Consider the following 10,612-nt stretch of genomic DNA (forward strand, 5'->3'; position numbering starts at 1 on the left):
CGACCCACCCCGAACCACCGACCCACCCCGAAGTCCCGGCCCACCCCGAAGTCCCGACCCGCACCCCGGGCCCGCCCATCACCCCGGGCCACCCCGGGAACGCGGCAGGGCCGCCCCTCACCAGGAGGAGCGGCCCTGCCGACGGGGCGTCAGCCCGTGACGATGTTGACCAGCTTCGGCGCCCGCGCGATCACCTTGCGCACCGCCGCGTCCCCGATCGCCGCGACCACGGCCGGGTCGGCCAGCGCCAGCGCCTCCAGCTCGGCGTCGGTGATGGCCGGCGGCACCTCCAGGCGGGCCTTCACCTTGCCCTTGATCTGGACCACGCAGGTGACGGTCTCGTCCACCACGTACGCCGGGTCGGCCACCGGGTAGTCGGCGTAGGCCAGCGAGCCCTCGTGGCCCAGTCGGCGCCACAGCTCCTCGGCGATGTGCGGGGCCAGCGGAGCGATCATCAGCACCTGCTGCTCGGCCACCTGACGCGGCGTCGAACCGCGCTTGACCAGGTGGTTGTTCAGCTCGATGGCCTTGGCCACGGCGGTGTTGAAGCGCAGGCCCGCCATGTCACCGCGGATGCCGTCGATGGTCTTGTGCAGCACCCGCAGGGTGGCCTCGTCGGCCTCCTCCTCGCTGACCACCAGCTCGCCGGTGGTCTCCGAGACGATGTTGCGCCACAGCCGCTGCAGGAAGCGGTAGGAGCCGATCACCGCGCGGTCGTCCCACGGGCGGGAGACGTCCAGCGGGCCCATCGACATCTCGTACAGGCGCAGGGTGTCCGCACCGTACTGGTCGGCGAACTCGTCCGGGGCGATGGCGTTCTTCAGCGACTTGCCCATCTTGCCGGCCTCGCGCTTGACCTTCTCGCCCTGCCAGAAGAACTCGCCGTCGATCTCCTCCACCTCGGCCGCCGGCACCGGGAAGCCCCGGTCGTCGCGGTAGACGTCGGCGGTGATCATGCCCTGGTTGTACAGCTTGTGGAACGGCTCGACCGAGGACACGTGGCCCAGGTCGTGCAGCACCTTGTGCCAGAAGCGGGCGTACAGCAGGTGCAGCACCGCGTGCTCGGCCCCGCCGACGTACAGGTCGGCGCCGCCGCCCGGCTTCTGCTCGGTCGGGCCCAGCCAGTACTGCTCGTTGGCCGGGTCGACGACCTTCTCGGCGTTGGCCGGGTCGATGTAGCGCAGCTCGTACCAGCAGGAGCCGGCCCAGTTGGGCATGGTGTTGGTCTCGCGGCGGTACTTCTTCGGGCCGTCGCCCAGGTCCAGCTCGACGTTGACCCACTCCTCGTTCCGCGACAGCGGGGTCTTCGGCGAGGAGGTCGAGTCGTACGGGTCGTAGGTGTGCGGCGAGTAGTCCTCGACCACGGGGACCTCGACCGGCAGCATCGAGTCGGGCAGTGCGTGCATCACGCCGTCCTCGTCGTAGACGATCGGGAAGGGCTCGCCCCAGTACCGCTGGCGGCTGAACAGCCAGTCGCGCAGGCGGTAGTTGACGGTGCCCTCGCCGATGCCGCGCCCGGCCAGCCAGGCGGTGGCGGCGGCCTTGGCCTCGACCACCGACAGGCCGTCCAGCGACAGGCCGTCCTGCGACGGGTCCCCGTGCACCGAGTTGACGATCACCGAGTCGTAGCTGTCGAAGGAGTCGTCCCACTCGGCCGGGTCCTCGGAGCGGCCGTCGGTCGGGCGCACCACGCAGCGCATCGGCAGGTCGAAGGCACGGGCGAAGGCGAAGTCGCGGGTGTCGTGCGCCGGGACGGCCATGATGGCGCCGGTGCCGTAGCCCATCAGCACGTAGTCGGCGATGAAGACCGGCACCTGCTCGCCGCTGACCGGGTTGGTCGCGTACGCGCCGGTGAAGACGCCGGTCTTGACCTTGGCGTCGACCTGGCGCTCGACGTCCGACTTCGCGGCGGCCTCCGCGCGGTACTTGGCGACGGCCTCGGCCGGGGTGGCCGCGCCGCCCTTCCAGTCCTCGTGCGCGCCGGCCGGCCAGGCGGCCGGGACGATGCCGTCGACCAGCTCGTGCTCGGGCGCCAGCACCATGTAGGTGGCGCCGAACAGGGTGTCGGGGCGGGTGGTGAAGACGGTGATCGCGCCGCCGTCGGTGGCGAACTCGACCCGGGCGCCCTCGGAGCGGCCGATCCAGTTGCGCTGCTGCAGCTTGATCGCCTCGGGCCAGTCCAGCAGGTCCAGGTCGGCGATCAGGCGGTCGGAGTAGGCGGTGATCCGCATCATCCACTGACGCAGGTTCGACTTGAAGACCGGGAAGTTGCCGCGCTCGGACTTGCCGTCGGAGGTGACCTCCTCGTTGGCCAGCACGGTGCCCAGGCCGGGGCACCAGTTGACCGGCACCTCCTTGGAGTAGGCCAGCCGGTACTCGCCCAGCAGCTCGTCCCGCTCCGTGCCGGACAGCGCGGCCCAGGCACGCCCGCCCGGCACCTCGCGCTCGCCGGACTCGAACTGCGCGACCAGCTCGGCGATCGGGCGGGCCTTCTGCGCGGCCTCGTCGTACCAGGACTCGAAGATCTGCAGGAAGATCCACTGGGTCCAGCGGTAGTAGTCCGGGTCGATGGTGGCGATCGACCGGCGGGAGTCGTGGCCCAGGCCCAGGCGGCGCAGCTGGCGCCGCATGTTGTCCATGGCCGCCTCGGTGGTGATCCGGGGGTGCTGGCCGGTGGCGACGGCGTGCTGCTCGGCCGGCAGGCCGAAGGCGTCGTAGCCCAGGGTGTGCAGCACGTTGTGGCCGGTCATCCGCTGGTAGCGGGCGTACACGTCGGTGGCGATGTAGCCCAGCGGGTGGCCCACGTGCAGGCCCGCGCCCGAGGGGTACGGGAACATGTCCATGATGAAGCTGTGCGGCTTGGCGACCACGTCACCGGCCGAGGGGTCGGCCAGCGCGCCGGTCGGGTTGGGGGCGTCGAACGTCCCCTCCTTCTCCCAGACGTCCTGCCAGCGGGACTCGATCTCGGCGGCCAGCGCGGCGCCGTAGCGGTAAGGCTCGGTGGCGGCGGCCTCGGCCGCGGCGGGGGTCGTCTCGCTCATGGTCCTTCGGGCTCCATCTGGGTCTTGGTGCGCGAACAGCGGCTTCGGAAAACAAAAAAGCCCCTCGCAGGAGGGGACGCCACGCCGACTCCGGCCCCCGGGCCGGCACTGGTCAGCGCGGCCGGCTAAGAAGCAGGCGCACGGTTCGCATGGCCAACAGGGTACCGCACCGCCCTCCGGCGGCTGTCAAGGCATTCGGGAGCGCGCCCCGGCCCCGCCCGACGAGGCGTCAGGCCCGCTGGTCGAACTCGCGCAGCGCCCGCGCCACCCGGGCCGACTGCATCCCGGCCGCCAGCCGCCGGGCCTCCTCGACGGTCGAGGCCGCCGCCTCGTGGTCCCCGGTCCGGCGGTACGACCCGGCCAGACGGACCATCAGCAGCGCCTTCCCCCGGGCCCGTTGGGGTGCCAGCACGGCCACCGCCGAGGCCAGCAGCCGCTGGGCCCGCGCGTGGTCGCCGAGGAAGAGGTGCGCCTCGCCGATCATGCCCTCCAGGTCGGCCAGCTCCTGGGTGGGCCCGCCACCCCCGTCCGGGTCCTCCGCCAGGGCCCGGAAGGCCCGCTCGGCCACCGCCTCGGCGCTGATCTGCTCGCCCTTGCGGCCGTGCGCCCGGGCGATCCGGCCCAGTTGGAGCGCCCGCTCACGGGGCGTCAGCACCTGGTCGGCGGCGCGCAGCGCGGTGGAGAGCATGGCGACCGGGTCCAGCCCGCGCCCGCCGGAGGCGTAGGTGGCCTGCACCGCCAGGCAGCCGACCACGCTGACCCCGAGCCTCGGGTCCCCGCTGACGTGCGCGGCACGCAGCGCGGCGACGAAGGCCCGCTGGGCGGCGGCGTCGTTGCCCAGGTCGTAGCTGGCCCAGCCGACCAGCCGGGCGGTCCGGCTGGCCGCCCCGTACAGCTCCCGGCCGAGCACCTCGTCGTACGCGCCGAGCTCCAGCAGCTTGCCGATCACGTCCAACTCGGCCCTGGCCAGGCCGAGTATCAGGCCGCCGCCGTAGGCCCGCTCCAGCCGCTGCTGGCTCTCGTAGCCCAGCCGCAGGTCGGCGATCTGCTCGGCGGCGATCCGCAGGGCGCCCTCGCCGCCGGTGAGTCCGGGCGGCGGGGAGGCCCAGTCCTTGGCGGCCTGGAGCAGCTCGTCGCCCCGGAACAGGTCGGTCAGGCGCACCGGGCCGGTGTCCGCGCCGGCCTCGCGGAGCGCGGTCTGGGCGGTGTCGGCGGTCCACGGGTCGGTGAGCAGCCGGGGCGAGAGCGCCTTGGCCCCCCGGCCGCTGCCCATCCGGCCCCAGAGCTGCTCGTAGGTGACCGCGATGCCGAGCGCCCCGCCGAGCACCTCGCAGACCGTCTGGTCGTGCGGACTGCGCGGCACCATCCCCCGGTCCCGCCACTTGTAGGGGGCCGTGGAGCTGATCGCCAGGCCGCCCGGGAGCACCGCGTTCACCTCGCGGGCCAGCCGCTCCGGGTTCCAGCCGAGCTGGTGCAGGGCGCGGGCCAGTTCCTCGTTCCGTCGGCGTTCCAGGTCGGCCATGGTCCAGACGGTACCCCTCCCGTGCCAACGGGCGGGTGGCTGCGGGCAAACGGAAGAGGCCGCCTCCCGGTCCCGGGAGGCGGCCTCTTCTTCTGTGGAGCTACGGAGAATTGAACTCCGGACCTCTTGCATGCCATGCAAGCGCTCTACCAACTGAGCTACAGCCCCGCGTCTTCCGGCGTTTCCCCCGGCGACACCCGTAACTTTACACGCTCACCGGGCCACGCCCTAATCGCTTTCGGGCCCACCGACCGGGGACGCACGAAGGCCGCCTCCCCAGGAGGGAGACGGCCTTCGTGTCGCTGTGGAGCTACGGAGAATTGAACTCCGGACCTCTTGCATGCCATGCAAGCGCTCTACCAACTGAGCTACAGCCCCGCGTGCCGCACGGACCTGACGGACCGTTCGATGCGGAGTGGAGCTACGGGGAATTGAACCCCGGACCTCTTGCATGCCATGCAAGCGCTCTACCAACTGAGCTACAGCCCCGCACCCGGAGGACCTCCCGCCGACCTTCCGGTCTGCGTTCTTTCCTGCGAACGAGGAAGACTCTAGCTGGTCAGGGCCGGAACTGCGAAATCCGGCCCGGTCCGGGGCCCCTGCCTCAGGTCTCGTCGCCGATGACCGGCTGCGGCAGCGTGCCCGCGTTGTGCTCCAGCAGACGCCAGCCCCGCGCGCCGGGGCCGAGCACCGACCAGCAGCAGTTCGAGAGACCGCCGAACCGCTCCCACTGGGCCGGCTCCAGGTCGAGCAGGCGGCCGAGCATGGTGCGGATGGTGCCACCGTGGCTGACCACCACCAGGGTGCCGTCCTCGGGCAGCTTCTCCACCGCCGCGAGCACCACCGGGACGGACCGGTCGGCCACCTCGGTGCTCAGCTCGCCACCGCCCCGGCGGACCGGCTCGCCCATCGCCCAGGCCTCGTACTCCTCGGGGAAGCGGGCCCGGATCTCACTGTTCGTCAGCCCCTGCCACTCGCCCGCGTAGGTCTCCCGCAGGCCCTCGTGGTGGTCCACCGTCAGGCCGGTGACCTTGGCCAGCTCGGCGGCGGTGCGCCGGGCCCGCTTGAGGTCGGAGGAGATCAGCAGGTCGGGCTTGAGCCCGGAGAGCAGCCGGGCCGCCCGCTGGGCCTGGAAGACGCCCTGGTCGGTGAGCTCGATGTCGGTGCTGCCCTGGAAGCGGCTCTCCAGGTTCCAGGAGGTCTGGCCGTGGCGCCAGAAGACGATGCGCGGGCCCCGCGCCTTGCCGCTCAGCTCGCGTCCTCGGTGACCTCGTCGGCCTCACCGGTGGCGTTGCCGGCCAGGTCGGTCAGCACGCTCTCCGGGCGGTTCCGGGTGCCCAGCGCGTCGGCCGGGATGGGCAGCTCGGGGCAGTCCTTCCAGAGGCGGTCCAGCGAGTAGAAGGAGCGCTCCTCGGAGTGCTGGACGTGCACCACGATGTCCAGGTAGTCCAGCAGGATCCAACGGCCCTCGCGCTCGCCCTCACGGCGGACGGGCTTGATGTCGAGCTGCTCGCGCAGCTGGTCCTCGATCTCCTCGGCGATGGACTTCACCTGGCGGTCGTTGGCGGCCGAGGCGATCAGGAAGGCGTCGGTGATCGACAGCACGTCGCTGACGTCGAAGGCGATGATGTCGTGGGCCAGCTTGTCGGCGGCCGCCTGGGCGGCGACGTTGATCAGGTTCTGGCTGTGCTCGGTGGCAGTCACGGTGTACTTCCGGTCGGCTGTCTGGGATTCGCCTTCCAGGATCTCACGAACCGCCGTCGCCCCCGTCGGATAAAACCGGGGGCGACGGCGGGCGGGCCGGCCCGCTACTGCTTCGGGGCGGTGTAGTCCTTGCCCAGCACGACCACCAGGTCGGCGTTCTGGGCACCGGTGACCTTCTTCACCGCCTCCTCCTTGAAGCCCAGCGCGGTGGCCAGCGACTTGGCGGCGGCCTGCTTGGCGTCGTCGGTGTAGCGGATCTCGCTGGCCGGCTGGACGGCCGCCTTGGCCCCGGTCGGCAGCACCTCCAGGCCGCCGTTGGTGACCTGGACCGCGGCGGTGGTGGCCGCCTCGTCGCTGCCGCTGGCGTTCAGGATGCTCACCCGGGTGGTGGCGGTGGCCGCCTTGGCCTTGCCGACGGTGCCGCCGAGCACCTCCTTCACCTGGGCCCCTGCGGTGGCCTCGTCCAGGGTGCCGTCCGGCTGCACCTTGAGCGTGGAGACCGTCAGCTTGCCGCCCTGGGTGTAGCGGGCCAGCTGGGCCAGCACCCCGCCGAGGGCGGGCTCGGGCAGCGAGGGGTCGAGCACCGAGCCGACCCGGCGGACGGTGTCCTGGGCCTCCTTGGCGTCGGCCGGCATCACCTTCAGCACCGCCGCCATCACCTGGCCGAAGCGGGCCAGCTGGGCGTCGGCCGGCTCGCCGGGCGCCTGGTAGGTGGCGTAGAGCACCGCAGCCGGGCCGCTGAGCGTGACGTTCTTCCCGATCGGGGCCAGCTCCTTGCCGGTGGCGTCCTTCACCTGGACGTCGGTGTCCACCCTGATGGAGCCGAGCTGGGCCACCAGCCGGTCCAGGTACGGGGTGTCCAGCCGCCAGGTGCCGGCCACCGGGGCACCGAGCACGGTGGCCAGGCCCTCCCGGGTGGCCGCCGCGCCGAGGGCGTCCATCGACCTGCCGAGCACCTCGGTGCCGGTGTCCCCGCTGCTGGGCAGCTTGAGCCCGTCCGGCAGCAGCAGCACGCTCGCCTTCCCGCCGGACTGGTCGTTCACCAGCAGGGCGGTGGAGACCTTGCCCTGACGGTCCTTCAGGTGCAGCACGTTCACCGTGCGGCCGCCGGCCGCCACCACCGCAGCGTCCGAGCCGCCGAGCTCGCCCTTCCACCAGAGGTAGCCGACCGTGCCGCCGCCGGCCAGCGCCAGCACCAGCAGCGCCCCGATCGCCCGGGTGCGCAGCTTGCGGCGGCGCTCGTCCCGGCGCTCGGTGCGGGACTCGGCGAACTTCAGCCAGTCGATGACGTCCTCGGCCTGGTCCACCTCCTCGTCCACGAAGGTGAACTCACCGGTCGGGTAGTCGCCGCCGGCCTTGGGCGCGGCCTTGGCAGCGGGCCGGGTGGACGCGGCGGGCCGCGGCGCCGGCGGGGTGACGGGGGCCGGCGCCGGGGCGGCCGGGGCCACCGGCTCGGGCTGCGGCACGGCTGCGGGCCGGACCGGCTGCCGGGGCTCCTGGGGCTGCTGGTAGTACTGCGGCGCCTGGGGCTGCTGCGGCTGCGGCTGGTACGGGTCCTGGACGTACGCCTGCTGCTGCCCGTAGTCCTCGTAGTACTGGGGCTGCTGCGGCTGCTGGGGCTGGTAGTACTGCTGCTGGTACGGGTCCTGGACGTACGCCTGCGGCTGCTCCGGCTGGACGTACTGCGGCTGCCCGTAGGCGTCGTAGTAGACCTGCGGCTGCGGCGGCTGCTGCTGGTACGGGTCCTGCGGGTACCACTCCTGCTGCCCGCCGCCCTGCTGCTGACCGCCCGTCACGCCGTACCCCCTCGCGCGTACAGCTCCCGCTTGTGGATGTACCGGACCACACCGTCCGGCACCAGGTACCAGACCGGTGCGCCCTTGGCGACCCTGACCCGGCAGTCGGTGGAGGAGATGGCCAGCGCGGGCACCTCGACCAGCGAGACGCCGCCGGCCGGCAGGCCCGCGTCGGAGAGTATGTGGCCGGGGCGGGTGCAGCCGATGAAGTGGGCGAGCTCGAAGAGCTCGTCCGAGTCGCGCCAGGAGAGGATCTGGGCCAGCGCGTCGGCGCCGGTGATGAAGAACAGGTCCGCGTCCGGGTGCTCGGCCCGCAGGTCCCGCAGGGTGTCCACGGTGTAGGTGGGGCCCTCGCGGTCCACGTCGATCCGGCTGACCGAGAACTGCGGGTTCTCGGCGGTGGCGATGACCGTCATCAGGTAGCGGTCCTCGGCGGGGGTGACCTGCCGGTCGCTCTTCTGCCACGGCTGGCCGGTCGGCACGAAGACCACCTCGTCGAGGTGGAAGGCGCTCGCCACCTCGCTCGCGGCGACCAGGTGCCCGTGGTGGATCGGGTCGAAGGTGCCGCCCATCACGCCGAGGCGCTTGCGTGCCCGCTCACCGGCGGCCTTGGCCTGCTGTCCCATGCCGCCACACCTTACGCGAACCCCGTCGCGGCCGGGCAAGCCCGCCCGGCCGCCGGGTGCGCGCTGCCGCCGGTCAGCGGTCGCGGTTGAAACGGGTGGTGATGAAGAGGAGGAGGAGCAGGATGAACAGGCCCGCGCCACCGGTCAGGTAGGGGTTCAGGCTCTCGTGGTTGCCGCCCTCGCCGCCGCCGTTGGCCAGCTGGGTCAGGAGGGGCAGTGCGTTGTGGCTCATGGTCGGCAGGACCTTCTCGACTCGGTGAGGGGGCCAGGGCGCGGGCCGGTGCGACCCACCGGCCCATCGTACGGGGCACCCCCGCGCAACCGCGCGGCGCCCCACCGCGTCTGACGCTCCGGCAGGGGTGGCGCCGGGGCGGCGGACGGAGTGTCAGTTGTTCCGGTTGGCCCGGGCGATGGCCCAGCCGAGCAGGCCGACGCCGACCACGCTGGCGATCAGCACGATGCGCAGGAAGAGGCCCGGGCCCGCCTCGGTGGAGATCGGTCCGGCCAGCTGGGCAAGGGTGGCGGCGTTCATCGGCGGTGTCTCCTCGGTCCGGGTGGCTCGACCCTCAGGGTAGACCCGCTCACACCCGCGGCCGGACGCCGGGCCCGGCGTAGGGTGGCCGGCGGGGACGAGTGCACACCATCGGACGTTGGAACCGACAGCAAGCGGGGGCCGGGCGAGAGCCGGTGCCGGCGACGACCCAGGAGGTACTCAGCAGATGACCGACATGACCAAGGACAGCACGCCGAGCCGCCGCCGCGAGCGCTTCCCCGGGATCTCCACCCGGGCCTGGGAGCACCCGGCCGACCGCTCCGCCCTGGTCGCGCTGCGCAAGCTCACCGGCTTCGACGAGGTGCTGAAGAAGCTGGCCGGGCTGGTCTCCGAGCGCAGCGTCCGGCTGATGTTCCTGGCCACCGCCGTGAAGACCTCGGAGCGTCAGTTCCCCGAGCTGCACGCGATGGTGCGGGACGCGGCCTACGTGCTGGACCTGGACACGGTGCCGGACCTGTACGTCACCCAGGACCCGACCGTGAACGCGATGTGCATCGGGATGGACACCCCGATCATCGTGCTCACCACCGGCCTGGTCGAGCTGCTGGACGCCGAGGAGCTGCGGGCCGTGATCGGCCACGAGGTCGGGCACGCGATGTCCGGCCACGCGGTCTACCGGACCATGCTGCTGATCCTCACCAACATCGCCACCCGGATCGCCTGGCTCCCGCTCGGGAACCTGGCGATCACCGCCGTCATCACCGCGCTCAAGGAGTGGTTCCGCAAGGCCGAACTCTCCTGCGACCGGGCCGGTCTGCTGGCGGGTCAGGACCTCCAGGCCTCGATGCGCGGCCTGATGAAGCTGGCCGGCGGGCACCACCTGGGCGAGATGAACGTGGACGCCTTCCTGGAGCAGGCCGAGGAGTACGAGAAGGCGGGCGACCTGCGGGACGGCGTCATCAAGCTGCTCCAGGTGCTGCCGCAGACCCACCCCTTCGCGGTGGTCCGGGTCGCCCAGCTGAAGAAGTGGTCGGAGAGCGACGAGTACCGCTCGATCCTGGCCGGGGCCTACCCGCGCCGGGCCGACGACGCGGAGACCTCGGTCGGCGACCAGTGGAAGGCGGCGGCCGAGTCGTACTCCAAGTCCGTCAAGGAGAGCAAGGACCCGCTGATGGGCCTGCTGCGCGACGTGGCCGGCGGGGTCGGCACGGTCGGCGGCAAGCTGCGGGACACCTTCACCGGCAAGCCCACCGCCTCCTCGGGCTCGGAGCAGTCCGGCGAGTGACCGGGTGAGTGGACGAGGGGTGGGGGGGGGGGGGGGGCCCCGCCCCCCCCCCCCGCCCGGGGCCCCCCCCCCCGCCCCCCCCCCCCGGCGGGGGGGGGGGGCGGGGGGGCCCCCGGGGGGGGGGCCCCCCCCCCCCCCCCCCCCC

The 10,612-nt window shown here is 72.6% G+C and carries 9 protein-coding genes and 3 tRNA genes; 1 reads left to right on the forward strand and 11 read right to left on the reverse strand.

Going from position 1 to position 10,612, the window contains the following annotated elements; translation table 11 throughout:
- Positions 1–149 precede the first annotated feature (149 nt).
- From leuS to ACIRBX_RS13780, 11 genes are all read right to left on the reverse strand, one after another.
- On the reverse strand, positions 150–3,041 hold the full coding sequence (gene leuS / locus ACIRBX_RS13730) for a leucine--tRNA ligase (RefSeq protein WP_402296313.1): 2,892 nt from the start codon (positions 3,039–3,041) through the stop codon (positions 150–152).
- Positions 3,042–3,270: 229 nt separating this feature from the next.
- Positions 3,271–4,563 carry a hypothetical protein gene (locus tag ACIRBX_RS13735; protein WP_402296315.1) on the reverse strand — a complete coding sequence of 431 codons (1,293 nt, stop codon included), beginning with the start codon at positions 4,561–4,563 and terminating at the stop codon, positions 3,271–3,273.
- A 95-nt stretch (positions 4,564–4,658) separates the two neighbouring features.
- A tRNA-Ala gene (locus ACIRBX_RS13740) sits at positions 4,659–4,731 on the reverse strand.
- Between the two features lie 137 nt (positions 4,732–4,868).
- Positions 4,869–4,941: transfer RNA gene (locus ACIRBX_RS13745), tRNA-Ala, on the reverse strand.
- Between the two features lie 38 nt (positions 4,942–4,979).
- Positions 4,980–5,052, reverse strand: a tRNA-Ala gene (locus ACIRBX_RS13750).
- Between the two features lie 115 nt (positions 5,053–5,167).
- On the reverse strand, positions 5,168–5,815 hold the full coding sequence (locus ACIRBX_RS13755) for a histidine phosphatase family protein (RefSeq protein ID WP_402296482.1): 648 nt from the start codon (positions 5,813–5,815) through the stop codon (positions 5,168–5,170).
- Positions 5,812–6,267: a ribosome silencing factor gene (gene rsfS / locus ACIRBX_RS13760; RefSeq protein ID WP_402296317.1), complete on the reverse strand. Its 456-nt coding sequence runs from the start codon at positions 6,265–6,267 to the stop codon at positions 5,812–5,814. Before rsfS ends, ACIRBX_RS13755 begins: the two co-directional genes overlap by 4 nt.
- A 104-nt stretch (positions 6,268–6,371) precedes the next feature.
- Positions 6,372–8,063 carry a LytR C-terminal domain-containing protein gene (locus ACIRBX_RS13765; RefSeq protein ID WP_402296319.1) on the reverse strand — a complete coding sequence of 564 codons (1,692 nt, stop codon included), beginning with the start codon at positions 8,061–8,063 and terminating at the stop codon, positions 6,372–6,374.
- The gene (gene nadD, locus ACIRBX_RS13770; protein ID WP_402296320.1) at positions 8,060–8,689 is read right to left on the reverse strand and encodes a nicotinate-nucleotide adenylyltransferase; all 630 of its coding nucleotides are present in this window, start codon (positions 8,687–8,689) and stop codon (positions 8,060–8,062) included. Before nadD ends, ACIRBX_RS13765 begins: the two co-directional genes overlap by 4 nt.
- A gap of 73 nt (positions 8,690–8,762) precedes the next feature.
- A complete protein-coding gene (locus tag ACIRBX_RS13775) occupies positions 8,763–8,921 on the reverse strand; it encodes a hypothetical protein (protein WP_402296321.1) in 159 nt (52 codons plus the stop codon).
- A 153-nt stretch (positions 8,922–9,074) separates the two neighbouring features.
- Positions 9,075–9,221 carry a hypothetical protein gene (locus ACIRBX_RS13780; RefSeq protein WP_402296322.1) on the reverse strand — a complete coding sequence of 49 codons (147 nt, stop codon included), beginning with the start codon at positions 9,219–9,221 and terminating at the stop codon, positions 9,075–9,077.
- A 187-nt stretch (positions 9,222–9,408) separates the two neighbouring features.
- Here ACIRBX_RS13780 and ACIRBX_RS13785 point away from each other — a divergent pair, with 187 nt between their 5' ends.
- Positions 9,409–10,467 (forward strand): M48 family metallopeptidase, encoded by a 1,059-nt coding sequence (locus tag ACIRBX_RS13785; RefSeq protein ID WP_402296323.1) that lies wholly within the window; start codon positions 9,409–9,411, stop codon positions 10,465–10,467.
- Positions 10,468–10,612: the final 145 nt, after the last annotated feature.

The sequence above is a fragment of the Kitasatospora sp. NPDC096147 genome (genome assembly GCF_044763225.1).
GTDB lineage: Bacteria > Actinomycetota > Actinomycetes > Streptomycetales > Streptomycetaceae > Kitasatospora.